The sequence below is a fragment of the Duganella sp. GW821-FHT01E12 genome (assembly GCF_059422325.1).
The window spans coordinates 34,881-59,729 of record NZ_JBWKWR010000009.1 but is presented as its reverse complement, the minus strand read 5'-3'; the positions used below and the strand labels follow the sequence as shown (position 1 = coordinate 59,729).

Genomic DNA, 24,849 nt, shown 5'->3' with positions numbered 1-24,849 from the left:
TCTGAAAATTCCCCAAGCCCGGACGGGCCTGGGGATGTGGCGGTATTACAGGTCCAGCAGCAGGCGGGCTGGATCTTCCAGCGCTTCCTTCATTGCGACCAGGCCCAGCACGGCTTCGCGGCCGTCGATGATGCGGTGGTCGTAGGACATCGCCAGGTAGTTCATCGGACGGATCACGATCTGGCCGTTTTCTACAACAGCACGGTCCTTGGTCGCGTGCACGCCCAGGATGGCCGATTGTGGCGGGTTGATGATCGGGGTCGACAGCATGGAGCCGAAGGTGCCGCCGTTCGAGATCGAGAAGGTGCCGCCGGTCAGGTCGTCCAGGGTCAGCTTGCCTTCCTTGGCTTTGGCGCCGAATTCGCCGATTTTCTTCTCGATGTCGGCGATCGACATCTGGTCGGCGTTGCGCAGGATAGGCACGACCAGGCCGCGTGGCGAACCGACCGCGATACCGATGTCGAAGTAGCCGTGGTAGACGATGTCGTTGCCGTCGACCGAGGCGTTGATGATCGGGTATTTCTTCAGCGCGGCAACGGCGGCCTTGACGAAGAAGGACATGAAGCCCAGCTTGACGCCGTGCTCTTTCTCGAACTTGTCCTTGTACTTGTTGCGCAGTTCCATTACCGGCGCCATGTTCACTTCATTGAACGTGGTCAGGATGGCGTTGGTCGATTGCGATTGCAGCAGGCGCTCGGCGATACGTGCGCGCAGGCGGCTCATCGGCACGCGCTCTTCCGGACGCTCGCCCAGGCTGGCGATCGCAGGCGCGGCAACTTGCTGCAGCGCTGGCTTGGCAGCGGCCGGCGCCAGTGGCGCTACGGCTGGAGCCTTGGCGCCGGCGGCCAGGGCGTCGCCCTTGGTCACGCGGCCGTCTTTGCCCGAACCGGCGACATCGCCAGCGCTCAGGCCTTTTTCCGACAGGATCTTGGCGGCGGCTGGCATGGCCACGTCGCCTTTCGAACCGCCGGTGGTGGCGGCTGCTGCTGGAGCTGCGGCAGGTGCTGCGGCTGCTGGAGCTGCGGCTGCGACTGGAGCGGCGGCTGCGGCTGCTGCGTCGGTGTCGATGATAGCGATCAGTTCGTCGGCAACCACGGTGCTGCCGTCGCCCTTGATGATCTTGACCAGAACGCCGGCCGCTGGTGCAGGCAGTTCCAGAACAACTTTATCGGTTTCGATGTCAATCAGGTTCTCGTCGCGAGCGACTGCGTCGCCGACTTTTTTATGCCAGGTCAGCATGGTTGCTTCTGCTACCGATTCCGACAGCTGGGGGACTTTGACTTCGATTTGTGCCATGTAAAACTCCGTATATTTTATTGTTGCGGCGCCCCGCCGCGTAGCAGCAGGGCGCTCCGTCAAGTAAGTGCGATTATTTGGTCAGGATGAAACCTTTGAGCTTCGAGAACGCCGTCTCCAGCAGGTCTTTTTGCTGGGCGTAGTGCTTGTCGTAGTAGCCGACAGCCGGCGATGCCGACGCTGGGCGGCCGGCGTATGCCAGGCGCTGACCTGCGTCCATGCTCTCGAAGATGTTGTGCTGAATCTGGAACCATGGGCCCTGATTCTGTGGCTCGTCCTGCGCCCACACCACTTCCGCCAGGTTCGGGAACTTCTTCAGTTCGGCGGCGAACGATTTGTGCGGGAACGGATACAGCTGTTCGACACGGATGATGGCGGTGTCGGTCTGGCCGCGGGTCTTGCGTGCGTTGACCAGGTCGTAGTAGACCTTGCCCGAGCAGGCGACCACGCGCTTGACTTTCTTGGCGTCGATTTTCTCGTCGACTTCGCCGATCACGGTCTGGAACGCGCCCTTGGCCAGCTCGTTCAGCGAGGAACCCGCGTCCTTGTTACGCAGCAGCGATTTAGGCGTCAGGATCACCAGCGGTTTGCGGAACTGGCGCACCATCTGACGGCGCAGCACGTGGAAGATCTGCGACGCGGTGGTCGGCTGGACCACTTGCATGTTGTTGTCGGCGCACAGTTGCAGGAAGCGCTCAGGACGTGCCGACGAGTGCTCAGGACCCTGGCCTTCGTAACCGTGCGGCAGCATCATGACCAAGCCGGAAGCGCGGCCCCACTTCACTTCGCCGGAGCTGATGAACTGGTCGATGACCACTTGCGCGCCGTTGACGAAGTCGCCGAACTGGGCTTCCCAGATCGTCAGCGTGTTTGGTTCGGCGGTCGAGTAGCCGTATTCGAAGCCCAGTACAGCCTCTTCGGACAGCACGGAGTCGATCACGGTGAACGGTGCCTGGCCTTCGGCGATGTTCTGCAGCGGCACGTAGGTGCCGGCGTCCCAACGCTCGCGGTTCTGGTCGTGCAGCACGGCGTGGCGGTGCACGAAGGTGCCGCGGCCGGCGTCCTGGCCGGTCAGGCGCACTGCGTAGCCCGAAGCGACCAGCGATGCGTAGGCCAGGTGTTCGCCCATGCCCCAGTCCAGGTTCAGTTCGCCCTTGCCCATGTTGGCGCGGTCGCCCAGGACCTTCTCGACCAGCGAGTGCACTTTGAAGCCTTCAGGCACGGTGGTGATGCGGCCGGCCAGGCGTTTCAGTTCGGTCATCGGCACGGCGGTGTCGGCCGAGTCGGTCCACTTGCGGTTCAGGAACGGCAGCCAGTCGACCGCGTACTTGTTCTTGAAGTTGGAGATCACCGGATCGATGGTGTGCTTGCCGGCGTCCATCGCGTCGCGATAGGCAGCTTGCATCTGCTCGCCGCCGTCGGCCGCGATCACGGTCTGCGCCACCAGCTTGTCCGCGTACAGCTTGCGGGTGCCTGGGTGCTGGCCGATTTTCTTGTACATCAGCGGCTGGGTCAGCGCCGGGGTGTCCTGCTCGTTGTGGCCCAGTTTGCGGTAGCAGATGATGTCGACAACGATATCCTTCTGGAACTGCAGACGGTAGTCCATGGCGATCTGCGAAGCCAGTACCACGGCTTCAGGATCGTCGGCGTTCACGTGCAGCACCGGTGCTTCGATCATCTTGACGACGTCCGAGCAGTAGATGGTGGAACGCGCGTCGCGCGGATCCGACGTGGTGAAGCCGATCTGGTTGTTGATGACGATGTGCACCGTGCCGCCCGTGCCGTAGCCGCGGGTCTGCGCCAGGTTCAGGGTTTCCATCACAACGCCCTGGCCTGCGAACGCGGCGTCGCCGTGCACCAGGATAGGCAGCACTTGCTTGCCCAGGGTGTCGCCGCGGCGGTCCATGCGCGCCTTGACCGAACCTTCAACCACAGGGTTGACGATCTCCAGGTGCGACGGGTTGAACGCCAGCGACAGGTGGACAGGACCGCCGGCGGTCGAGATGTCCGACGAGAAGCCCTGGTGGTATTTGACGTCGCCGGCCGGCAGGTCGTCGCCGTGCTTGCCTTCGAATTCTTCGAACAGTTCCTTGGGCGCCTTGCCCAGGGTGTTGACCAGCACGTTCAGGCGGCCGCGGTGGGCCATGCCGATAACGATCTCCTGCACGCCTTTTTCGCCGGCGCGCTGGATGATTTCGTCGATCGACGCGATGAAGGTTTCGCCGCCTTCCAGCGAGAAACGCTTCTGGCCGACGTATTTGGTGTGGAGGTAGCGTTCCAGGCCTTCGGCCGCGGTCAGGCGCTCCAGGATGTGCTTTTTCTTTTCCGGCGTGAAGTTCGGGGTCGAGCGGATCGATTCCAGGCGTTCCTGCAGCCAGCGCTTTTCGGCCGGGTCGGAGATGTACATGTACTCCGCGCCGATCGAGCGGGTGTAGGTGTCGCGCAGGAAGTTCAGCAGGTCGCGCAGGGTCGCGGTCTCAGGGCCGAAGTAGGTGTTGCTGATGTTGAACACGGTGTCCATGTCCGCATCGGAGAAGCCGTAGAAGGCCGGGTCCAGCTCAGGGATGGACGGACGTTCCTGGCGCTGCAGCGGATCCAGGTTGGCCCAACGGGAACCCAGGTAGCGGTAAGCGGCGATCAGCTGGGTAGCGGCGACGCGCTTGCGGCCCATTTCAGCGTCGGCGGAAGCCACCACGGTGCGGATCGGGCCGGCTTTCGCGCGTTCGGCGAAGGAGGCGATGACCGAAGCGTGGGCGACGTCTGGTTTATTGGAACCGTCGACGGCCGGCACGTGTTGCATGGCGTCGAAGTAGGCGCGCCAGTTGTCTGGCACGGAACCTGGGTTGTTGAGGTACGCCTCGTACAGTTCTTCGACGTACGGTGCGTTCCCACCAAACAGGTAGGAATTGGACGTAGATTGTTGCATCATCTTGCTCACCTTTCTTCGCGCTTCGCGAGGAATTAGCGGGTTAATCTAACCTTCCGCGACACGGCCTGACCGGTTAGCGGATTGCACATCAAGTTGTGGGGAAGGGCTATAGTTCTTCAGGTACTACAAAATCGGGTCATTCAGGATAGCACCGGTATTGTATCCCAACAACCATTTATTCGACAGAAACCGTAACAAATCTTACGATATTAATCTTCGCTTAAGCCGCATGACTGCTCGGCTTGCCGGTAATGTTTTCATATTTTTAACGGCTTTTTGGGGCGACCGCCGAGGTTGTAGAATAGCGCTTTACCATCCCGCCTCGCCTTCATGCACACCCTAGAGCAGCTACGCGCCGGATCGCTGGCCGGCATCCGCCGCCTGCAATTGTCCTGCGGCCTGACCGAGTTCCCCGACGAGATTTTCACGCTGGCCGATACGCTGGAAATCCTCGATCTGTCCAACAACGCCCTGTCCTCGCTGCCGGACGATTTGCCGCGCCTGCACAAGCTGCGGGTGATCTTCTGCTCGGCCAACCGGTTCACGACGCTGCCGGCAGTGCTGGGCAGCTGCCCGGCGTTGACGATGGTAGGCTTCAAAAGCAACCAGATACGCGAGGTTCCGGCCGCCGCGCTGCCTGCGGAATTGCGCTGGCTGATCCTGACCGACAACCGGGTCGAGGCCCTGCCCGCCGCCATCGGCCATTGCCGGCAGCTGCAAAAGCTGATGCTGGCGGGGAACCGGCTGTGCGCGCTGCCGCCGGAACTGGCTGCCTGCACGCGGCTGGAACTGCTGCGCATCGCGGCCAATCGGTTGAGCGAGCTGCCGGCCTGGCTGCTCGATATGCCGCGCCTGTCGTGGCTGGCCTTTGCTGGCAATCCCTTCTGCGAGGCGGACGAACAGGCGGCCTCCGGCGCCGCAGGCATCGCCGGCATCGGATGGGATCGGTTGCGGCTCCAGCACAAGCTGGGCGAAGGCGCTTCCGGCGTGATCCACCAGGCCGCGCTGCGCCAGGCCGGCGGCGAGCGCGCCGTGGCGGTCAAGATGTTCAAGGGCGCCGTCACCAGCGACGGCCTGCCGCGCTGCGAGATGGCGGCCTGCGTCAGCTCGGGCGAGCACCCCAACCTGATCCCGGTGCTGGGCGAGGTGCTGGACCACCCGGACGGCGCCAGCGGCTGCGTGATGCCGCTGATCGATCCCGGCTTCGGCAACCTGGCAGGCCCGCCCAGCCTGGACAGCTGCACCCGCGACACCTACCCGGACGGCAAGCGCTTCAGCCCGGTGGAATTATTCGGCATCGCGGGCGGCGTCGCCTCGGCGGCGCACCACTTGCACGCGCGCGGCATCATGCACGGCGACCTGTACGGCCACAACATCCTGCATTGCGGCCAGGGCCGCAGCCTGCTGGGCGACTTCGGCGCGGCCTCGCTATTCGCGTCAGACGCGCCTCATGCGGCCGGGCTGCAGCGGCTGGAAGTGCGCGCCTTCGGCCTGCTGCTGGACGAGCTGATGGAGCGTTGCCAGCTGCCGGCCGCGCAGCATGCGGCGCTGGCGGCGCTGCACGCAGACTGTGTCGTGGAAGATCCCGCCGCCCGGCCTTCGCTGGCGGACGTGGAGCGCCGCATCGCCGCGTTACACACCTGACGGCGTTTCGCTCGGCGCCGTATGCGCCAGCCAAGCCGGGTCGCCGGCGAACCAGTCCAGCAGGAAGTCCAGCATCGCCCGCAGCGCCGGCGACATGTGCTGGCGCGAGGTGTAGATGCCGTAGATGCCCATCTGCTGCGGCGCGTAGTCCGGCAGCAGCGCCACCAGGCGGCCGTCGGCGATCAGCGGCGCCGCGCTGTACAGGGGCTGCAGCGCGATGCCGGCGCCCTCCTCCGCAGCCTTCAGCAAAATCAAATCCTCGTTGGCCGACAGGTTGCCGCTGACCGGCACCGAGACCGCCTCGCCGTCCCGATCCGTGAACTGCCACAGGCTCTTGCCGAAATACGTATAGGTCAGGCAGTTGTGCGCGGCCAGGTCTTCGGCCCGCAGCGGTGTGCCGCGCTCGGCCAGGTAGGACGGCGCGGCGCACACCACCGAATCGCATTGCGCCAGCTGGCGCGCGATCAGGTTGGGCTCCAGCGCGTTGGTGATGCGCAGCGCCAGGTCGATGCGCTGCTCGACCAGGTTGACGGCGCGGTTGTTCATCTGCAGGTCGACCGCCGTGCGCGGATAACGCTTCAGGAAGGCGGTGACGGCGATCGCCAGCGCCGCCTGCGCCAGCGATTGCGAACAGGTGATGCGCAGCAGGCCTTGCGGCGTGTCGGCGTCGGCGCCGCTGGCCACTTCCATCGCCTCGGCTAGCTCCAGCATGCGGCGGCAGCGCGCCAGCGTGAGGTCGCCGGCGTCGGTCAGGCTCAGCCGGCGCGTGCTCCGGTGCAGCAGGCGGGCGCCGGCCCATTCCTCCATCTCGGCCAGATAGCGCGTCACCATGGCGCGCGACATGTCCAGCGCCTCGGCCGCCGCGATCATGCTGCCGCGCTCGGCGATGCTGACGAAAACCTGTGCCGCCGTGATTCTGTCCATCGATTCGTCCGATTCATGCAATTAACAGGTGCAGATTACCCTATTTTTCTATCGGATAAAGAAATTTAAGATGGCGTCATTCCAACTCCACATGAAAGACCATCATGATCAAGCAAAGCCTGTTGTCCGCCGCCCTCGCCGCCACCGTTGCCGGCGCCACCGCCGCCCCGTTGAAACTGGAAGTGTTCAATCCCGGTGAGGCCGCCATCTTCCCGGTCGCTTCGGTGATCGTTAGCGGCGCCAGGGATGCCGTGCTGATCGACGCCCAGTTCTCGCGTGGCGAAGCGCTCAAGCTGGTCGAGCAGATCCGCGCCGGCGGCAAGCACTTGACCACCGTCTACGTCAGCCACAGCGACCCGGACTTCTACTTCGGCCTGGACGTGATCCACGCCGCCTTCCCGGACGCGAAAATCGTCGCCACGCCGCAAACCATCGCCGGCATCGAGAAGAAGAAGGATGCCAAGGTGGCGTTCTGGGGCCCGATCCTGAAGGCCAACGCGCCGCAAAGCATCATCGTGCCGCAGCCGCTGAACGGCGACACCATCAAGCTGGAAGGCCAGACGCTGAAAATCGAAGGCCTGAAGGGCGCGACGCCGGAGCGCAGCTATGTGTGGATTCCGTCGATCAAGGCAGTGGTGGGCGGCGTGGTGCTGTTCAACGACCTGCACGTGTGGACCGCCGATACGCAGACTGCCGAATCGCGCAAGCAATGGCTGGCGACGCTGGACGGCGTGGCCGCGCTGCGGCCGGCCACCATCGTGCCGGGCCACTTCAAGCTCGGCGCCGCGCTGACGCCGGACAGCATCGCCTACACCCGCGACTACCTGGTGCGCTTCGAAGCCGAGACCGCCAAGGCCGCCAACTCGGCCACGCTGATCGCGCGCATGAAGGAGCTGTATCCTAGCGCCGGCTTGAACGGCGCGCTGGACACCAGCGCCAAGGTGGCCAAGGGCGAAATGAAGTGGTAAGACGTTAGAACTAGACAAATGCATCTAGATATTTTATTCTAGATGCATTGTCCCGAAGTCCATCGTCATCATGAGCACAATCCCACCGAAGCCCACCCCGTCCGAACTGGAAATGCTGCGCTTGCTGTGGCTAAGCGGGCCGGCAACCGCCAAGCAAGTGCATCAGGCGGCGGTGGAAACCCGTCCCGACATGAACTACGCGACAGTGCTGCGGCTGCTGCAGGTGATGCACACCAAAGGCCTGCTGACCCGCGACGAGAGCCAGCGCGCCCACATCTACGCGCCGGCGCAGGAGCAGGATTCGCTGCAAACCAATCTGCTCAAGGAGCTGATCCAGAAAGCGTTCTCCGGCTCCGGCAAGGCGCTGGTGCTGGCGGCCCTGCGCGGCGGCCACGTCAGCAAAAAGGAACGCGCAGAGATCCAGGCGCTGCTGGATCAGGAAAAATAGCGTTCGGCGGTGAGCTAAGCTGCCGTCCTGGAAAGCAAGCCCTTTGAAAAGGCGCGCGACAATCTCATCGACGGCCTATCCACCAGCAGCATAAACACATAAGCCGCGAGCGTTGAACAGGAAAGATACGCCACCAAGACCAGCAACAGCTTAATCGTGCCTGGGCCGACCAAGGTATAGACGAAGGTGGCGATCGAGCACAGCACGATGAAATGCAGCAGGAACAAGGAGTACGAGATGTTCCCGAAAAACTGGACCGGCCGGCTGGCAAGTACCCTGTCCGCCCTCCCGCTCAACACGGCGCAGACCAGAAGCAAAGCGCCTACCGCGCTGTAAAACGGCTTTTTCTGGAACAGCACATAGTCTCCATAGCTAAGGTTCGGCAGCGCATCGTAGATCCGGTAGCTTGGATTAAATCCACCGAAAAATACCGCCAGCAGCAACAGCAAATAGAAGTATTTCCGGTCAAATTTAAAACGGCCCAGTATCGATCCGGCATATATCGCCAGGTAAAAAATGGATTCCGTCTTGAAGAAAATCACAAGAAAAACACAGGCCAGGGCACCCAACAGCGCGGAGCGTCCTTGGGGCATAAATGCATACCACAGCAGCACCAGCATCGATCCGACAAAATTGATTTTCAGTATCCATAACGGCGGCAGGAAAGTGCCGTCGCCACTGAATATGGAAGCATAGAGAGCCGAATGCACCGCGTCGAAGAAGGTCTTTCCGGGCGCGAAGAAGACCTTCAGCCATAAGGATCCCGAAACGGCACTGGCCTCGGCATTGGAATACAGGCCGAGCTGATAAACCGCGTAGGACAGCATTACCGCGGCCACAATAGGGAAATTGAGCCGGATGTAGCGGCCCAAGGCTCTAGCCTTTAATACGGCGGCATCGCCGCTATAAAATGGCAAGGCCAACACATATCCCGATAAAATCAGCGCGACCAGCACCGAAAAGTGGGCGTTGTAGCAGAAGGTGAACAATGGAAACGACAGCGCCTTGTAAAAAGGCGTGTCGACAGGCGTTGCGGTAAACAAGCCGGGAGCCTCGCCATACCGCAAGTATGGCAGGAAAGCCGAAACGAAATGGGCCATCAGGACGTGCAGGCACGCCAAGCCGCGCACGCCGTCCAGCGAACGGTTATGCTGCGCTGCCATATACTCCGCCAGGTGGCCCAAAAATCGTCAACAGTGCTTCCTTGATGGACCGGGTTTTCGCCAGATCCTTGCCCAACAAATAAAATTCCCCCAGGTAGTTATCGAGAAAGCTCTGGTCGTTCATCTCCCGCAAAATGCCGTATTCCGGTTTCTCCCCGCCGGCAATAGACTGGTAGGTCCCGAAAAGCTTGTCCCAAACCGTGAACAAGTTGCAATAATTTTTGTCGATATACAGATCGTTACGGGCGTGATGGACACGATGATCGGACGGCCCGATAAACCAATAACTGATCCAGTTGTCCTTTTTCCGGTTAGGGAGCACTTCCTCGCTAACGTGGATGTAGGCACCCCATACGCCGATGGTCAGGATCGCCAGTATCAGAACATCGAGCTGAACTCCGAGCAGTGCCGCGATCGCCACCCTGATCGCCGTTGCGTACGCTCCATGCAGGAAGAAGGCGGTCCAGATGACCGATAAATTCATGTCCACCGGCGCGTGATGGGGCGAATGCAGGCACCAAAGCAGGCGCACTTTGTGGCAACTATAGTGGAACACATAGTTCCCCAGCTCCCACGCCAACAAAGCGTAGATAAATCCCAGGAAACTCATGCCGACATGGAATGGCGCGTACTTGGTGAGCGTTTCGAACAGGTATGCGCCGATGTCGAATGTTATAAATGCCGCGAGATAGATGTTCAACGCATAACTTATTAGCGGAATCTTATACAGGCTGTATTGACGCTTGAGATTCAGCTTATTGGAGAAAAACAAAAATAAAAACTCAAGGAAGAACAGCGCTGGAAAAATGGCGGGCAGTATGATCCGCATCGCATCCAGCGTAAGAAAATCGCTCAGTGCCACATGATAGTGGTGCACTTCCAGATAATTTAGCAAAGGGCCTACCGCGAAGAAGCCTTTAATTTGTTCCGCAATATTCATTTAGATAAGGATATTATTTTGTTCAGGCCGAATTTCAGCCGCGCACAACCGGCGATCATCATACCTTAAGCGGCCCGACTTAACACCTCGAGGGCATGACGCTTTAGCATGCCTGCCGGGTCGCCACCTTGTGCGAAATGTCCAATCAACTACAATGGCTCCCCGTATTCTTCAGAGCCCTATTCATGATCAGCCGCTTCAACCACTGGCCCGAACGCCCTCATCCCGTCGTCGCCGTCATGCTCGCGCTGGCGATTTGCGCCGCGCCCGTGCTGTTGCCGCATTTCCGCCTGCAGGATCTGATGGCCAATCTGTTCGCCTATTTCGCTTGCTGCATCGTGGTCTACCCGGTCGCGGCGCTGCTGCGCAGCCGCGTCACCAGCCTGCCGTCGATCTGGGCGATCGCCATGGTCCTGTTACTGGGCGTGTGCCTGTATCACACCAACATCAGCGCGGAAACCGCCAACCTGCCCTGGCCGCAGCGCCAGCCGCTCGTCATCGACAAGTTCCTGTTCAACCTGCCGCAGGCGACGCTGGGCGTGATCGTCTGGTGGCTGCTGGTGGTGCGCCCCGACCGGCGCAGCCCTCCGGCCGAAATGGACTGACTTCATCACGACTGACCTCGCCCCCGCGCGCTATGGCATCCGCATGCGTTCGGCGATTTGCGCCGCCAGCACGCCGGCGCCGATCTTGCTCATGTGGTCGTCGTCGTGGTACATCAGCTGGTCCGCGGCGTTAAACGGCGAGCACACCTGGCCGCGGCATACCTGCTCCAGCGGATCGTAGGCGATCACGGCTGGATAACGGGCCAGCACCGGCGCGGCGGCGGCCTTGTATGGCTTCAGCCTGGCTTCGACCACGCTGCGAGCCAGCTGGCAGCCGTGCCGCGCGAGGGCCTTCCGGGCCGCCGTCACGCACGCACGCGGGTCGAATCCCAGCTCCGGCATCTGGTGCACGAACATCACTTTTTTGCCGGCCAGGCTGAGCTGGTCCAACGTGTCGTTCAGGCCTCGCTCGAACGCTACGCTGTTGCTGGCATTGTCGTTGCCGTAGCGGTAGGTCCACGGCTTGGCGGCCTCCTCCTGCTCGGCTTCGCCGAACAGGGTGCCGTCGTAACGCGCCGCATGCCTGCCGGCCAGCACCACCCATGAGACATCGTCGCGCCGCATGGCCTCGCTCAGCGCGGCGTTGATGATGTCCCGGCAGCCGTTCGAGGCGCCGTCGCCGTTGAAGCTCTCGACGTTCAGAAACGGACTGCAGCCGCCGCGCCCCACCGCCACAATGTTGTAGCGGAACAGGCCGGCATCGGCGAGCTGCTTGAAGCCGTAGAGCAGCGCTTCCATATGGCTGTCGCCGATCAGGAATACGGTTTGCGCATGCCGCCGCCCGGAGTCGTAGCAGGACGACAGCGCGTATGGATGGACAACACGGCAGCCGGGCGACTTGGGGAATTTGTAGCTGAGCTGCTGCATGTTCTGCACCAGCGCTGGCATCCTGGACGGCAAGCCGTCCAAGGCGGCTGTGCCAAGGCCGAGCGCGGCCGCCAGCACCATCAGGCCGGCCAGCACCGCGACCTTGAGACGCCCGGCCGGGCCGAAGCGCACCGGACGCTCAAGCAGCCGGTAGGTCAACCAGGCCAACAGCACCGCCAGCGCCACCGCGCCCGCGCGGACGGCGTAATGCGGCACGCCACCGGCGACGATGCGGGCGAAGGACAACAAGGGCCAATGCCACAAATACAGCGGAAAACTGATCAGGCCGAACCACACGGCCAGCCGGTGCGACAGGATCACGCGGTTGACCCAGGCCTGCGGGCCGGCCAGGATCACCAGCACCGCGCCCAGCACCGGCAACAGCGCCCAGGCCCCGGGAAAGCGCAGCGCCTTGCTTATCCATACAAAGCCGGACACCAGCAGCACCAGCCCCAGGCAGGACAGCAGATTGTCCAAGGCCCGTCCCTCCCTGCCGTCCGGCGCCGCGTACATGATGCGGGCCAGCCAGGCCAGCCAACGCTGCGGCGGCGGACGCAGCGGATACAGCGTGATCCACGCCAGCAGGCTGCCGCACAGCAGCTCCCAAAAGCGCGTCAGCGGCGAGTAAAACATCGCCACCGCATCGGTGGCCGTATAGTTCAGGTAAAACGACAGCAACGCCAACGCCGCCGTCGCCGTGAGCAGGTTGAACTTGCGCTTCCACGCCAGCCACAGCAGCAACGGCCAGGCCAGATAAAACTGCTCTTCTATTCCCAGGCTCCACAAATGCAGCAGCGGCTTGACGTCGGCGGAATTGTCGAAATAGCCGGCCTCGCTCCACAGCGCCAGGTTGGAGACGAATCCGGCCCCGGCCGCGATATGCCGGCCCAGCTGCTCGAACTCGTCGGCCAACAGGGCGCACCAGCCGGCCGCATAACTGGCGGCCAGCACCAGCAGCAGGGCCGGGAAGATGCGGCGGACACGGCGGGCATAGAAGCCGGCGAAGCTGAAACCGCCCCGCTCCAGGCCCTGGAAGATGATGGTCGAGATCAGGAATCCCGAGATGACGAAGAAAATGTCGACGCCGACGAAGCCGCCGCTCAGGCGGGCCGGGAAGGCGTGAAAAACCACAACGGCGAGAACGGCAAGCGCGCGCAAGCCGTCGATGTCGGGGCGGTAGGCCGGATGGATGGACGTATCGGAAGACAAATTCTGGCCCTGAAATGCGGAACTGGGCATGCCAGCGATAGCCATGCCCAGTTCTGTCTGGATTGTTGCGACGGCCGGCCGCCAGACGGCGGCCGGGTACGCAGTGCTTAGCGCTGATCCAGCGGCTTGACTTCGCGGGTGGTCGAACCGACGAACAGCTGGCGTGGACGGCCGATCTTCTGTTCCGGATCGGCGATCATTTCGTTCCACTGGGCGATCCAGCCGATGGTGCGGGCCATGGCGAAGATACCGGTGAACAGCGACACTGGAATGCCCAGCGCCGATTGCACGATGCCCGAGTAGAAGTCGACGTTCGGGTACAGCTTGCGCGACACGAAGTATTCGTCGTTCAGCGCGATCTTTTCCAGTTCCATCGCCAGCTTGAACAGCGGGTCGTCCTGCAGGCCCAGTTCGTTCAGCACTTCGTAGCAGGTCTCGCGCATCAGTTTTGCACGTGGGTCGAAGTTCTTGTACACGCGGTGACCGAAGCCCATCAGCTTGACGCCGGAGTTCTTGTCTTTCACCTGGGCGATGAAGGCAGGAATGTTCTCGACGGTGCCGATTTCCTTGAGCATGTTCAGTGCCGCCTCGTTGGCGCCGCCGTGGGCAGGACCCCACAGGCAGGCGATACCGGCAGCGATACAGGCGAACGGGTTGGCGCCCGACGAACCGGCCAGACGGACGGTCGAGGTCGACGCGTTCTGCTCGTGGTCCGCGTGCAGGATCAGGATGCGGTCCAGCGCGCGCACCAGCACGTCGTTGACCTTGTATTCTTCGCACGGATTGCCGAACATCATGCGCATGAAGTTGGCGCTGTACGACAGGTCGTTGCGTGGGTACACGAACGGCTGGCCGATCGAGTATTTGTAGGCCATCGCCACCAGGGTAGGCATCTTGGCGATCAGGCGGATGGCCGAAACTTCACGGTGCTTGGCATCGTTGATGTCGAGCGAATCGTGGTAGAACGAGGCCAGCGCGCCGACCGTGCCGACCAGCACCGACATCGGGTGCGCGTCGCGGCGGAAGCCGCGGAAGAAGAATTGCATCTGCTCGTGGACCATGGTGTGCTTGGTCACGGTCTCGACGAACTTCTCTTTTTCGACCTTGTTCGGCAGTTCGCCGTTCAGCAGCAGGTAGCACGATTCCATGAAATCGGCGTTCACGGCCAGCTGCTCGATCGGGTAGCCGCGGTACAGCAGCTCGCCCTTGTCGCCGTCGATGTAGGTGATCGACGAGTTGCATGCCGCGGTCGACATGAAGCCTGGATCGTAGGTGAACTTGCCGGTGCCGGCGTACAGTTTGCGGATGTCGATGACGTCAGGACCGACGGTCCCTTTGTAGATCGGGAATTCTACCGATGGGCTGCCATCGGAAAACGACAGGGTGGCTTTGTTATCAGAGGTGTTCATGGACTCTTCCTTCTTGGAGAGATGAGACAAAGTAAAAAAAACGAAACTTTTCTGGGTGTGTCTTTATGCGTGGCGCAGTCGTTGCAGCAGTGCGCGCACATGCGGCAGGTCGACTTCGCCCTCCGGCTCCTTGCGGGCCAGTACCAGATCCATCAGGGCATTGTCCGACAAATCGAGGAGCCGCGTGAACGCGTCCACTTCCTCGTCGGTCAATTCGGTTTCATGCGCATCGAGAAAACGGGTCAGGATGATGTCGTTTTCCAGCAGGCCCCGGCGGGAACGCCACCGCAGGCGCGCTCGGTTGGCGGGGTCGGCCTGGTGCGCTGAGCTGTTCGGTTCGGTCATATGGATGTGCTACTTTATACGAAAACGGGCGACGAGGCCGCCGCCCGTGGAGTGCGCCAAGGCGGGCCTTAGATCGCGCGGCGTACCATCAATTCCTTGATCTTGCCGATCGCCTTGTTCGGGTTCAGACCCTTGGGGCAAACGTCGACGCAGTTCATGATCGAGTGGCAGCGGAACAGGCGGTACGGGTCTTCCAGGTTGTCCAGGCGCGCGCCGGTCGCTTCGTCGCGCGAGTCGGCGATGAAGCGGTAGGCTTGCAGCAGGCCGGCCGGGCCGACGAACTTGTCCGGGTTCCACCAGAACGACGGGCACGACGTCGAGCAGCAGGCGCACAGGATGCACTCGTACAGGCCGTCGAGCTCTTCGCGCTCGGTCGGGGTTTGCAGGCGTTCTTTTTCAGGACGGATCGAATCGTTGATCAGGTAAGGCTTGATCGAATCGTACTGCTTGAAGAACTGGGTCATGTCGACGATCAGGTCGCGGATCACCGGCAGGCCTGGCAGCGGACGCAGCACGATAGGCTCGGTCAGCTCGTTCAGGTTGGTGGTGCAGGCCAGGCCGTTCTTGCCGTTGATGTTCATCGCATCCGAGCCGCACACGCCTTCGCGGCACGAGCGGCGCAGGGCCAGCGAGTCGTCGACGTCGGACTTGATGCGCTGCAGCGCGTCGAGCAGCATCTTGTCGGTGTCTTTCAGCTCGACCGTCACGTCCTGCATGTATGGCTTGGCGTCCTGGTCGGGATCGTAACGGTAAATTTTCAGTTTGAGAGTGCGTGCCATGTTCTAGCCCTTAGAAAGTACGTGGTTTCGGTTTGAAGGTATCAACCGTCAATGGCTTGGTAACGACCGCTTTGTATTCCAGTCGGTTGCCTTCCGAATACCACAGGGTGTGCTTCATCCAGTTGTCGTCGTCGCGGTGCGGGAAATCGCTGTGGGCGTGGGCGCCGCGCGATTCCTTGCGGGCCACGGCCGACGTGATCGTCGCTTTCGCGGTTTCGATCAGGTTGTCCAGCTCCAGCGCTTCGACGCGCGCGGTGTTGAACACCTTGGACTTGTCCTTGAACGACACGTGCTTGCGGCGCTCGTCGAGCACCATGATTTCCTTGGCGCCCTGGGTCAGCAGCTCGTCGGTGCGGAACACGCCGCAGTACTTCTGCATCGTGGCGCGGATGTCGTTGGCGACGCCCTGCACTTTTTCCGAGCCGGTCGAGGTTTCCAGCTTGTTCAGGCGGTTCATGGCGAAATCGGCGGCGTCCTTCGGCAGCGGCTTGTTCTCCTTCTGCTTGAGGTTCTGCGCCACCACGTGGTTGCCGGCCGCGCGGCCGAACACCACCAGGTCCAGCAGCGAGTTGGTGCCCAGGCGGTTGGCGCCGTGCACCGAGACGCAGGCGCATTCGCCGATCGCGTACAGGCCGTTGACGACCTTCTGCGTGCCGTCGCCGTTAGGGGTGACGACCTGGCCGTGGATGTTGGTCGGAATGCCGCCCATCTGGTAGTGGATGGTCGGCACGACAGGGATAGGTTCCTTGGTGGCGTCGACGTTGGCGAACTTGTGGCCGATTTCCAGGATCGACGGCAGGCGCTTCTGGATGGTGTCGGCGCCGATGTGGCGCAGATCCAGCATCACGTGGTCCTTGTTCGGGCCGCAGCCGCGGCCTTCCTTGATCTCCTGGTCCATCGAGCGCGACACGAAGTCGCGCGGCGCCAGATCCTTCAGCGTCGGCGCGTAGCGCTCCATGAAGCGCTCGCCTTCGGAGTTGATCAGGATGCCGCCCTCGCCGCGCACACCCTCGGTGATCAGCACGCCGGCGCCGGCCACGCCGGTCGGGTGGAACTGCCAGAATTCCATGTCCTGCAGCGGCAGGCCGGCGCGTGCCGCCATGCCCATGCCGTCGCCGGTGTTGATGAAGGCGTTGGTGGAGGCGGCGAAGATGCGGCCTGCGCCGCCGGTGGCGAAGATGGTGGTCTTCGCTTCCAGGATCATCGTTTCGCCGGTTTCCATTTCCAGGGCCACCACGCCGACCACGTCGCCTTCGGCGTCGCGGATGATGTCGAGGGCCATCCACTCGACGAAGAAGTGGGTGCGGGCGCGCACGTTGCGCTGGTACAGGGTGTGCAGCAGGGCGTGGCCGGTGCGGTCGGCCGCGGCGCAGGCGCGCTGCACGGCTTTCTCGCCGAAGTTGGCGGTGTGGCCGCCGAACGGACGCTGGTAGATGGTGCCGTCAGGGTTGCGGTCGAACGGCATGCCGAAGTGTTCCAGCTCGTAGACGACCTTCGGTGCTTCGCGGCACATGAATTCGATGGCGTCCTGGTCGCCCAGGTAGTCGCCGCCCTTGACGGTGTCGAACATGTGCCAGAACCAGTTGTCCTCGGCCATGTTGCCCAGCGAGGCGCCGATGCCGCCCTGCGCCGCCACGGTGTGCGAGCGGGTCGGGAAGACTTTCGACAGCACCGCCACGTTCAGGCCGGCCTCGGCCAGCTGCAGGGATGCGCGCATGCCGGAGCCGCCGGCGCCGACGATTACCGCGTCAAAGCGGCGGGTAGGGATTGCAGATTTGATAGCTGCCACGATTACACACTCCAGAGTATCTGTACCGACCAGGCGGCACAAGCGACCAACCACAGGATGGTGGCGATTTGCAGGGTCAGGCGAAGGCCGACGGCTTTGACATAGTCCATCCAGATGTCACGCACGCCAACCCAGGCGTGGAAGAACAGGCCGAACAGGGTGACGGCGCTGATCAGCTTGAACCATTGTTGCGCGAACAGGCCGGCCCAGCCTTCATACGTGAAGTTCTGGCCGGTCAGGAAAGAAATCAGCAGGATGGCGGTGTACAGCACCATCATGATGGCGGTCACGCGTTGTGCCAGCCAGTCGCGCATGCCGTAGCCGGCGCCGACGACCAGGCGTTTAGGTCCGATGTTATTGTTTGCCATCTCAGAAAACTCCAAACAGTTTGAGGGCGACCACCGCGGTCAGCACCAGGCTGATGGTCAGCACGGCGGCCGACGATTTGCGGGCCGAATCCTTGTCCAGGCCGATGTGGGCATCCATCACCAGGTGGCGTACGCCAGCGCAGAAGTGATGCATATAACCCCAGACCAGAGCCAGGATGATCAGTTTGACCAGCGGATAGGACACTATCCCCTGGTAGTAGGCGAAGGAGATCTCGGAGCGCAAGCTCTGCTCCAGCAGATAAAGCACGAAAGGCAGCAACGCAAACATCATGAAGCCGCTGATGCGGTGCAGGATGGATACAATGCTCGCCAAAGGCATGCGGTAGTTGGACAATTCGGTAACATGAATGTTACGGAACTCCGGCCGTTCTTTTTTTGGGGCTTCCCTTACGGCTTCTGACATAACAAGACCTCCTAAGCTTAAACAAAAATATCGAGACTGCGATTTTCGCCGATTTTCGCACTCATAACCAATATCTATTGTTACATATAACCAAAATAGTGTTTGGCAACACTATGCGACGGCTACTTTCCGTAGCTCAACGTATTATCAGCGCAACAATGCTACCGGGGTGTGACGGCGCCCTGTTTTCGCTGCCTGAAGCGGTTTTTTTGTGCTTCAGGGTCTCCCTAATTCAACTCATTGTGATAGTGATGGCGCTCCGTGGAGTACAGGCCGCGGCGCAGCTCCACCGCCTTGTCGCCATACGTGAACGACACGCGCTCGGACGCCAGCAGGGGCGTATCGGCGGGAATATGCAGCAATTGGGCGTCCTCGGCGCCGGCGCAGACGGCGCGGATCTTTTCCGTCGCGCGTATCATGCGGGTGCCGAATTCGGACTCGAACAGGCCGTACATCGGCCCCTTGTACTCGACCAGGCGCTCGGCGGTCAGGCCCTTGAAGGTCACGCCGGGCAGCCACAGCTCCTCGACGATGGTCGGCACGCTGTCGAACGATTGTACGCGCTTGATGAAGATGACGGCGTCGCCGGACTTCAGGTCCAGCAGGCGCGCCACGTCGGCCGGCGCGCGCATGCGCTTGACCTCGATGAATTTGCTTTCGGGGTAGTGCGGCACGCCCTCGTCGGGCATCAGGCGCAGGAAACGGAAATGGGCGCGCGCCTCGTGGTGGGTGGACACGAAAGTGCCCTTGCCCTGCTTGCGCATCACCAGGTTTTCCGCCGCCAGCTCGTCGATCGCCTTGCGCACGGTGCCCTGGCTGACCTTGAAGCGGTTGGCCAGCTCCACCTCGCTGGGGATCAACTCGCCCGGCTTCCACTCGCCCGATTGCAGGCTTTGCGTGATGAGCGCCTTGATTTGCTGGTACAGTGGGGAGAACGTCGGCGACGGCGCGGCAGCGGCGCCCGCGGACGGCCCGGCAACCCCGCCGGTGCTGGCGGCAGTGGAATTGCTGTTCGGATTGGGCGGGACGGAATTCATAGACCAAGATTTCACCACAAATGCCCGGTGCCGTCCAGCAAAAACAAGCAATAACTTATCTGTCTTATATAAGACATAAGATAGGATTGACAGATACCTGCCACACGCCTACACTCCCCGGCGAGACGCTTTAGCTGACGAATATAAGCACTCAATTTGCAGTATGATTACGATTTTCCCGGACCGGCACCGGTCCAGCTTAGAGAACGTTTTAATTCCCACTTTGGAGATTCATCATGGCTAAAACCCCAATGCGTGTTGCTGTCACCGGCGCCGCCGGTCAAATCGGTTACGCTCTGCTGTTCCGCATCGCCAATGGCGACATGCTGGGCAAGGACCAACCAGTCATTCTGCAACTGCTGGAAATCGCCGACGAAAAAGCCCAGAAAGCGCTGAAAGGCGTCATGATGGAAATCGACGACTGCGCGTTCCCGCTGCTGGCCGAGATGACCGCCCACTCCGACCCGATGACCGCCTTCAAGGATGTCGACGTCGCCGTGCTGGTTGGCGCCCGTCCACGCGGCCCAGGCATGGAACGCAAGGACCTGCTGGAAGCGAACGCCCAGATCTTCACCGTGCAAGGCAAGGCGCTGGATGCCGTCGCGTCGCGCAACGTCAAAGTACTGGTGGTCGGCAACCCAGCCAACACCAACGCCTACATCGCCATGAAATCGGCCCCTTCGCTGCCGGCCAAGAACTTCACCGCCATGCTGCGCCTGGACCACAACCGCGCGCTGTCGCAAGTGGCCGCCAAGACCGGCACCGCCGTCAAGGACATCGAGAAGCTGTGCGTATGGGGCAACCACTCGCCGACCATGTACGCCGACTACCGTTTCGCCACCGTCAACGGCAAGGCTGTCAAGGACCTGATCAACGACCAGGAATGGAACGCCAACGTGTTCCTGCCTACCGTCGGCAAGCGCGGCGCGGCGATCATCGAAGCGCGCGGCCTGTCGTCGGCAGCTTCGGCAGCCAACGCGGCGATCGACCACGTGCATGACTGGGTGCTGGGCACCGCCGGCAAGTGGACCACCATGGGCGTTCCTTCGGACGGCTCCTACGGCATCCCTGAAGGCACCATGTTCGGCTTCCCTGTCACCACCGAAAACGGCGAATACAAAATCGTCCAGGGCCTGGAAATCGACGCCTTCTCGCAAGAGCGCATCAACATCACCCTGAAGGAACTGACCGAAGAGCGCGAAGGCGTCAAGCACCTGCTGCCGGCCTAAGTTCCCATAGCACCCGCACGTGGAACCGGTTAAACCACCGATCCGCCGCACCCGCCGCGCTGCCGAGAGCAGCGCGGCGTCCGTTCCTACTGACCTATCCCGCATGCACCCATCCGAGGTTTTATTCCAGGGCAATCGCCAGCCGCTGCTGCTGCCGGCCTGCGACCATTACGCCGGCTCCGAAAAGCTGATGCGCAAATCGATCGCCCTGCAACAAGAGCTTGGCCCCCTGTTCGACATCACCCTCGATTGCGAAGACGGCGCCAGCGCCGGCAACGAGGAAGCCCACGCCCGCCTGGTGGCCGAGCTGCTGCTGTCGGACGAGAACAAGTTCAACCGCATCGGCGCCCGCGTGCACGATGTCGCCAGCCCGCACTTCGCGCAGGACGTGGCCATCATCTGCGCCGCCGCGCCGCGCCTGGCCTACCTGGTGCTGCCCAAGGTGCACGGCGCCAAGGAGGTGGCGGCCGCGATCAAGTTGATCAACACCCACGCCGCCAAGGCCGGCCGCAAGGACCTGCCGGTGCACGTGCTGATCGAGACCCACGGCGCGCTGCGCGAGGCCTACGACATCGCCGCCCTGCCCCAGGTGCAGTGCCTGTCGTTCGGCATCATGGATTTCGTCTCGTCGCACTACGGCGCGATCCCGGCCAGCGCGATGCGCACGCCGGGCCAGTTCACGCACCCGCTGGTGGTGCGCGCCAAGCTGGAGATCGCCGCCGCCTGCCACGCGCACGGCAAGGTGCCGTCGCATAACGTGACCACCGAGATCAAGGACACGGCGGTCGCCGCCAACGATGCCCAGCGCGCCGCCGCCGAATTCGGCTACACGCGCATGTGGAGCATCCACCCGGACCAGATCAAACCTATTATCAAGACCTTCACGCCGCGCCTGTCCGAGGTCAGCGAGGCGGCCGCCATCCTGCTCGAAGCGGAGGCGGTTCAATGGGGGCCAATTTCCCAAAACGGGCGCTTGCATGACCGTGCAAGCTACAGATACTATTGGACCGTTTTACAGCGCGCCAAGCTGGCCGGGCTGAGCTTGCCCGAGTCCGCCGCCGCGCTGATCAACGGCAGCCCCACCGACCCCACACTGGAAACACCATGATGTCCATCTCCAAACTCCTTATGGCATGCAGCTTCGCGCTGGCCTCCCTGACCCTGGCCGCCGGCGCGCAAGCGCAGAACGCCGCGCCGGCCAAGAAAACCGTCAAGAAGGCCCACAAGGCCAAGACCGCCGCCAAGCCGGTCGAAACCAAGGCGCCGGACGAAGACGCCGACGAACCGTCCATCACCGACGACGCCGTGACCGAGTTCGATTGCGAACTGGGCAACAAGGTCACCATCTACGCCAACGCCAACGACGACGCGCACATCGCGCTGCGCTGGAAGAAGCGCCTGCACCGCCTGACCCGCGTCGGCACCTCCACCGGCGCCCAGCGTTTCGAGAACCATTTGTACGGCCTGGTCTGGATCGGCATTCCCGCCAAGGCCATGCTGCTGGACTCCAAGCAGAACCGCCAACTGGCCAATGAGTGCCGCAACGCCGAACAACTGAAGCCGGTCGTCACCAGCTCGACGGAGCCGACCAGCACCAAGACCACGATCCAGTAATACGCATCAAAAGGGGCGCGCCGGCACGGGCGCCAGCACCACGGTTTTAACTTCAATAATAGACGATACCCACGAAGGAGAGGTCATGTCCCGCAACACTCTGAACACGCTTAAGGATTTCAACATTTCCGGCAAAAAGGGCAAGTTCTACTCGCTGCCAGCCCTGGAAAAGAGCCTGGGCGCCAAAATCTCCCGCCTGCCGGTATCGATCCGTGTTGTGCTGGAATCCGTGCTGCGTAACTGCGACGGCAAGAAAGTCACCGAAGAACACGTCAAGCAGCTGGCCAACTGGGGCGCGACCGCCGACCGTACCGACGAGATCCCCTTCGTGGTCGCCCGCGTGGTGCTGCAGGACTTCACCGGCGTGCCGCTGCTGGCCGACCTGGCCGCGATGCGCAACGTCGCCTACAAGATGGGCATCAACGCCAAGAAGATCGAACCGCTGGTCCCTGTGGACCTGGTGGTCGACCACTCGGTCACCATCGACCACTTCCGCGAAAAGGGCGCGCTGGACCTGAACATGAAGCTGGAATTCTCGCGCAACAACGAGCGCTACCAGTTCATGAAGTGGGGCATGCAAGCCTTCGACACCTTCGGCGTCGTGCCTCCTGGCTTCGGCATCGTCCACCAGGTCAACCTGGAATACCTGGCGCGCGGCGTGCACAAGACCGCCGACGGCGTGTACTACCCTGACACCCTGGTGGGCACCGACTCGCACACCACCATGATCAACGGCATCGGCGTGGTCGGCTGGGGCGTGGGCGGCATCGAGGCGGAAGCCGGCATGCTGGGCCAGCCAGTGTACTTCCTGACCCCGGACGTGATCGGCGTGAACCTGACCGGCGTGCTGCGCGAAGGCTGCACCGCGACCGACCTGGTGCTGACCATCACCGAACTGCTGCGCAAAGAGAAGGTCGTCGGCAAGTTCGTCGAGTTCTTCGGCGAAGGCACCGAGACGCTGTCGCTGACCGACCGCGCCACCATCGCCAACATGGCGCCTGAATACGGCGCGACCATGGGCTTCTTCCCGGTCGACGACGCCACCGTCGAATACTTCGAAGGCACCGGCCGCACCAAGGATGAAATCGCTGCGTTCGCCGCCTACTTCAAGGCCCAGGGCCTGTACGGCGTGCCTAAGGCCGGCGACATCGATTACACCCGCGTGGTGGAACTGAACCTGACCTCGGTCACCCCTTCGCTGGCCGGTCCTAAGCGTCCACAGGACCGCATCGAAATCGGCAACGTGAAGAACAACTTCACCGAACTGTTCTCGAAGCCGACCACCGACAACGGCTTCAACAAAAAAGCCGAAGACCTGAACAAGACCTACACCACCACCAACGGCGTGAACGTGAAGAACGGCGACGTGCTGATCGCCGCGATCACCTCGTGCACCAACACCTCGAACCCGAGCGTGCTGCTGGCCGCCGGCCTGCTGGCCAAGAAGGCTGTCGAAGCCGGTCTGACCGTGGCGCCGCACATCAAGACCTCGCTGGCGCCTGGCTCGCGCGTTGTGACCGAGTACCTGACCGCCGCCGGCCTGCTGCCATACCTGGAGCAACTGGGCTTCGGCGTGACCGCCTACGGCTGCACCACCTGCATCGGTAACGCCGGCGACCTGACCCCGGAACTGAACGCCGCCATCAGCAGCAACGACATCGTCGCTTCGGCCGTGCTGTCCGGTAACCGCAACTTCGAAGCGCGCATCCACCCGAACATCCGCTCGAACTTCCTGGCATCGCCACCGCTGGTCGTGGCCTACGCCATCGCCGGCAACATGACCGTCGACCTGATGACCCAGCCGGTCGGCAAGGGCAAGAACGGCAAGGACGTGTTCCTGGGCGACATCTGGCCGACCTCGAAAGAGATCGCCAAGCTGATGAAGTTCGCGATGAACTCGAAAGTGTTCAAGTCGAACTACGCCGACGTCAAGGGCAACCCAGGCAAGCTGTGGGAACACGTGTCTTCGACCGAAGGCAATGTGTACAACTGGCCAGCGTCGACCTACATCGCCGAGCCACCGTTCTTCGACGGCTTCGAGATGACCCCGAAAGCTGCCGCCACCGGCATCACCGGCGCGCGCGCACTGGGCGTGTTCGGCGATTCGATCACCACCGACCACATCTCCCCTGCCGGCTCCATCAAGGAAGACGGCCCAGCGGGCAAATGGCTGCTGGCCAACGGCGTGATGAAGGCGGACTTCAACTCCTACGGCTCGCGCCGCGGCAACCACGAGATCATGATGCGCGGCACCTTCGCCAACGTGCGCATCAAGAACAAGATGATCCCTGCCAAGGCGGACGGTTCGGCGGTTGAAGGCGGCATCACGATTCACCAGCCATCGGGCGAACAGCTGTCGATCTACGACGCGGCAATGAAGTATGTGGCCGCAGGCACGCCGACCATGGTGTTCGGCGGCGAAGAGTACGGCACCGGCTCGTCGCGCGACTGGGCGGCCAAGGGCACCCAGCTGCTGGGCGTGAAGGCTGTGATCGTGCGTTCGTTCGAGCGCATCCACCGCTCCAACCTGGTCGGCATGGGCGTGCTGCCGCTGCAATTCATCGGCAACGACAGCGTTGAATCGCTGGGCATCACCGGCAAGGAAGTCTACGACCTGAAGGGTCTGGAAGGCGAGATCAAGCCACAGCAACTGGCTACCCTGGTCATCCACCGCGAAGGCAAGCCGGCACAGGAAGTGAAAGTGCTGCTGCGTATCGACACCCCGATCGAAGTCGACTACTACAAGCATGGCGGCATCCTGCCGTTCGTGCTGCGCCAGCTGCTGGCCGCGTAATCCGGTAGTTGCCTCATAAAAAACGCCCTGTGTGCTGCGGCGGCCAAGGCCGCCGCACGGCCACAGGG

General features: G+C 62.2%; 21 protein-coding genes. 8 read left to right on the top strand and 13 right to left on the bottom strand.

Features of this window, described 5'->3' with window-relative positions; all coding sequences use genetic code 11:
* Positions 1-45 precede the first annotated feature (45 nt).
* A complete protein-coding gene (gene odhB / locus AC07WS_RS22555; RefSeq protein WP_494731241.1) occupies positions 46-1,296 on the bottom strand; it encodes a 2-oxoglutarate dehydrogenase complex dihydrolipoyllysine-residue succinyltransferase in 1,251 nt (416 codons plus the stop codon).
* A gap of 73 nt (positions 1,297-1,369) precedes the next feature.
* Positions 1,370-4,225 carry a 2-oxoglutarate dehydrogenase E1 component gene (locus AC07WS_RS22550; protein WP_494731240.1) on the bottom strand — a complete coding sequence of 952 codons (2,856 nt, stop codon included), beginning with the start codon at positions 4,223-4,225 and terminating at the stop codon, positions 1,370-1,372.
* 330 nt (positions 4,226-4,555) lie between these two features.
* Here AC07WS_RS22550 and AC07WS_RS22545 point away from each other — a divergent pair, with 330 nt between their 5' ends.
* A complete protein-coding gene (locus tag AC07WS_RS22545; RefSeq protein WP_494731239.1) occupies positions 4,556-5,869 on the top strand; it encodes a leucine-rich repeat-containing protein kinase family protein in 1,314 nt (437 codons plus the stop codon).
* Here AC07WS_RS22545 and AC07WS_RS22540 read toward each other — a convergent pair.
* A complete protein-coding gene (locus tag AC07WS_RS22540) occupies positions 5,858-6,793 on the bottom strand; it encodes a LysR family transcriptional regulator (protein WP_494731238.1) in 936 nt (311 codons plus the stop codon). The genes AC07WS_RS22545 and AC07WS_RS22540 overlap by 12 nt on opposite strands.
* A 104-nt stretch (positions 6,794-6,897) precedes the next feature.
* Here AC07WS_RS22540 and AC07WS_RS22535 point away from each other — a divergent pair, with 104 nt between their 5' ends.
* Both AC07WS_RS22535 and AC07WS_RS22530 read left to right on the top strand, forming a co-directional pair.
* On the top strand, positions 6,898-7,761 hold the full coding sequence (locus AC07WS_RS22535) for an MBL fold metallo-hydrolase (protein ID WP_494731237.1): 864 nt from the start codon (positions 6,898-6,900) through the stop codon (positions 7,759-7,761).
* Between the two features lie 70 nt (positions 7,762-7,831).
* Complete coding sequence (locus AC07WS_RS22530) at positions 7,832-8,209, top strand: BlaI/MecI/CopY family transcriptional regulator (protein WP_494731236.1); 378 nt, start codon at positions 7,832-7,834, stop codon at positions 8,207-8,209.
* 14 nt (positions 8,210-8,223) lie between these two features.
* Here AC07WS_RS22530 and AC07WS_RS22525 read toward each other — a convergent pair whose 3' ends face one another.
* Together AC07WS_RS22525 and AC07WS_RS22520 are read right to left on the bottom strand one after the other, a co-directional pair.
* Positions 8,224-9,372, bottom strand: a complete 1,149-nt coding sequence (locus tag AC07WS_RS22525; RefSeq protein WP_494731235.1) for an acyltransferase family protein — start codon at positions 9,370-9,372, stop codon at positions 8,224-8,226.
* Entirely contained in the window at positions 9,356-10,312 is a 957-nt protein-coding gene (locus AC07WS_RS22520; protein WP_494731234.1) for a sterol desaturase family protein, read from the bottom strand. Before AC07WS_RS22520 ends, AC07WS_RS22525 begins: the two co-directional genes overlap by 17 nt.
* Before the next feature lie 185 nt (positions 10,313-10,497).
* Between AC07WS_RS22520 and AC07WS_RS22515 the strand changes: the two genes are divergently transcribed.
* Positions 10,498-10,917, top strand: a complete 420-nt coding sequence (locus AC07WS_RS22515) for a hypothetical protein (RefSeq protein WP_494731233.1) — start codon at positions 10,498-10,500, stop codon at positions 10,915-10,917.
* A 30-nt stretch (positions 10,918-10,947) separates the two neighbouring features.
* On the opposite strand, the gene AC07WS_RS22510 is transcribed toward AC07WS_RS22515, so the two are convergent.
* From AC07WS_RS22510 to AC07WS_RS22475, 8 genes are all read right to left on the bottom strand, one after another.
* A complete protein-coding gene (locus tag AC07WS_RS22510; RefSeq protein ID WP_494731232.1) occupies positions 10,948-13,038 on the bottom strand; it encodes an acyltransferase family protein in 2,091 nt (696 codons plus the stop codon).
* 62 nt (positions 13,039-13,100) lie between these two features.
* Entirely contained in the window at positions 13,101-14,402 is a 1,302-nt protein-coding gene (gene gltA, locus AC07WS_RS22505) for a citrate synthase (protein ID WP_070268581.1), read from the bottom strand.
* Positions 14,403-14,465: 63 nt separating this feature from the next.
* Positions 14,466-14,747 (bottom strand): FAD assembly factor SdhE, encoded by a 282-nt coding sequence (locus tag AC07WS_RS22500; protein ID WP_117015780.1) that lies wholly within the window; start codon positions 14,745-14,747, stop codon positions 14,466-14,468.
* A gap of 68 nt (positions 14,748-14,815) precedes the next feature.
* Positions 14,816-15,526 carry a succinate dehydrogenase iron-sulfur subunit gene (locus AC07WS_RS22495; RefSeq protein WP_008450684.1) on the bottom strand — a complete coding sequence of 237 codons (711 nt, stop codon included), beginning with the start codon at positions 15,524-15,526 and terminating at the stop codon, positions 14,816-14,818.
* A 10-nt stretch (positions 15,527-15,536) separates the two neighbouring features.
* The gene (sdhA, locus tag AC07WS_RS22490; protein ID WP_494731231.1) at positions 15,537-17,315 is read right to left on the bottom strand and encodes a succinate dehydrogenase flavoprotein subunit; all 1,779 of its coding nucleotides are present in this window, start codon (positions 17,313-17,315) and stop codon (positions 15,537-15,539) included.
* A 2-nt stretch (positions 17,316-17,317) separates the two neighbouring features.
* The gene (gene sdhD, locus AC07WS_RS22485) at positions 17,318-17,683 is read right to left on the bottom strand and encodes a succinate dehydrogenase, hydrophobic membrane anchor protein (RefSeq protein ID WP_161083430.1); all 366 of its coding nucleotides are present in this window, start codon (positions 17,681-17,683) and stop codon (positions 17,318-17,320) included.
* Position 17,684: 1 nt separating this feature from the next.
* Positions 17,685-18,107: a succinate dehydrogenase, cytochrome b556 subunit gene (sdhC, locus tag AC07WS_RS22480; RefSeq protein WP_494731230.1), complete on the bottom strand. Its 423-nt coding sequence runs from the start codon at positions 18,105-18,107 to the stop codon at positions 17,685-17,687.
* Positions 18,108-18,334: 227 nt separating this feature from the next.
* Positions 18,335-19,144, bottom strand: coding sequence for a GntR family transcriptional regulator (locus AC07WS_RS22475; protein ID WP_494731229.1), 810 nt, complete (start codon positions 19,142-19,144; stop codon positions 18,335-18,337).
* 236 nt (positions 19,145-19,380) lie between these two features.
* Between AC07WS_RS22475 and AC07WS_RS22470 the strand changes: the two genes are divergently transcribed.
* The 4 genes from AC07WS_RS22470 (at position 19,381) to acnA (ending at position 24,781) form a co-directional block, all read left to right on the top strand.
* Positions 19,381-20,373, top strand: a complete 993-nt coding sequence (locus AC07WS_RS22470) for a malate dehydrogenase (RefSeq protein ID WP_494731228.1) — start codon at positions 19,381-19,383, stop codon at positions 20,371-20,373.
* 103 nt (positions 20,374-20,476) lie between these two features.
* The gene (locus tag AC07WS_RS22465) at positions 20,477-21,481 is read left to right on the top strand and encodes an HpcH/HpaI aldolase/citrate lyase family protein (RefSeq protein ID WP_494731227.1); all 1,005 of its coding nucleotides are present in this window, start codon (positions 20,477-20,479) and stop codon (positions 21,479-21,481) included.
* Positions 21,481-21,987 (top strand): hypothetical protein, encoded by a 507-nt coding sequence (locus AC07WS_RS22460; protein ID WP_494731382.1) that lies wholly within the window; start codon positions 21,481-21,483, stop codon positions 21,985-21,987. The genes AC07WS_RS22465 and AC07WS_RS22460 overlap by 1 nt, the downstream gene beginning before the upstream one ends.
* 85 nt (positions 21,988-22,072) lie before the next feature.
* Positions 22,073-24,781 (top strand): aconitate hydratase AcnA, encoded by a 2,709-nt coding sequence (gene acnA, locus AC07WS_RS22455; protein WP_494731226.1) that lies wholly within the window; start codon positions 22,073-22,075, stop codon positions 24,779-24,781.
* Positions 24,782-24,849 lie beyond the last annotated feature (68 nt).

Bases quoted from the DNA above. Each gene is read 5' to 3' on its own strand.
- odhB (WP_494731241.1), bottom strand. From the start codon at position 1,296: ATGGCACAAATCGAAGTCAAAGTCCCCCAGCTGTCGGAATCGGTAGCA.
- AC07WS_RS22550 (WP_494731240.1), bottom strand. From the start codon at position 4,225: ATGATGCAACAATCTACGTCCAATTCCTACCTGTTTGGTGGGAACGCA.
- AC07WS_RS22545 (WP_494731239.1), top strand. From the start codon at position 4,556: ATGCACACCCTAGAGCAGCTACGCGCCGGATCGCTGGCCGGCATCCGC.
- AC07WS_RS22540 (WP_494731238.1), bottom strand. From the start codon at position 6,793: ATGGACAGAATCACGGCGGCACAGGTTTTCGTCAGCATCGCCGAGCGC.
- AC07WS_RS22535 (WP_494731237.1), top strand. From the start codon at position 6,898: ATGATCAAGCAAAGCCTGTTGTCCGCCGCCCTCGCCGCCACCGTTGCC.
- AC07WS_RS22530 (WP_494731236.1), top strand. From the start codon at position 7,832: ATGAGCACAATCCCACCGAAGCCCACCCCGTCCGAACTGGAAATGCTG.
- AC07WS_RS22525 (WP_494731235.1), bottom strand. From the start codon at position 9,372: ATGGCAGCGCAGCATAACCGTTCGCTGGACGGCGTGCGCGGCTTGGCG.
- AC07WS_RS22520 (WP_494731234.1), bottom strand. From the start codon at position 10,312: ATGAATATTGCGGAACAAATTAAAGGCTTCTTCGCGGTAGGCCCTTTG.
- AC07WS_RS22515 (WP_494731233.1), top strand. From the start codon at position 10,498: ATGATCAGCCGCTTCAACCACTGGCCCGAACGCCCTCATCCCGTCGTC.
- AC07WS_RS22510 (WP_494731232.1), bottom strand. From the start codon at position 13,038: ATGGCTATCGCTGGCATGCCCAGTTCCGCATTTCAGGGCCAGAATTTG.
- gltA (WP_070268581.1), bottom strand. From the start codon at position 14,402: ATGAACACCTCTGATAACAAAGCCACCCTGTCGTTTTCCGATGGCAGC.
- AC07WS_RS22500 (WP_117015780.1), bottom strand. From the start codon at position 14,747: ATGACCGAACCGAACAGCTCAGCGCACCAGGCCGACCCCGCCAACCGA.
- AC07WS_RS22495 (WP_008450684.1), bottom strand. From the start codon at position 15,526: ATGGCACGCACTCTCAAACTGAAAATTTACCGTTACGATCCCGACCAG.
- sdhD (WP_161083430.1), bottom strand. From the start codon at position 17,683: ATGGCAAACAATAACATCGGACCTAAACGCCTGGTCGTCGGCGCCGGC.
- sdhC (WP_494731230.1), bottom strand. From the start codon at position 18,107: ATGTCAGAAGCCGTAAGGGAAGCCCCAAAAAAAGAACGGCCGGAGTTC.
- AC07WS_RS22475 (WP_494731229.1), bottom strand. From the start codon at position 19,144: ATGAATTCCGTCCCGCCCAATCCGAACAGCAATTCCACTGCCGCCAGC.
- AC07WS_RS22470 (WP_494731228.1), top strand. From the start codon at position 19,381: ATGGCTAAAACCCCAATGCGTGTTGCTGTCACCGGCGCCGCCGGTCAA.
- AC07WS_RS22465 (WP_494731227.1), top strand. From the start codon at position 20,477: ATGCACCCATCCGAGGTTTTATTCCAGGGCAATCGCCAGCCGCTGCTG.
- AC07WS_RS22460 (WP_494731382.1), top strand. From the start codon at position 21,481: ATGTCCATCTCCAAACTCCTTATGGCATGCAGCTTCGCGCTGGCCTCC.
- acnA (WP_494731226.1), top strand. From the start codon at position 22,073: ATGTCCCGCAACACTCTGAACACGCTTAAGGATTTCAACATTTCCGGC.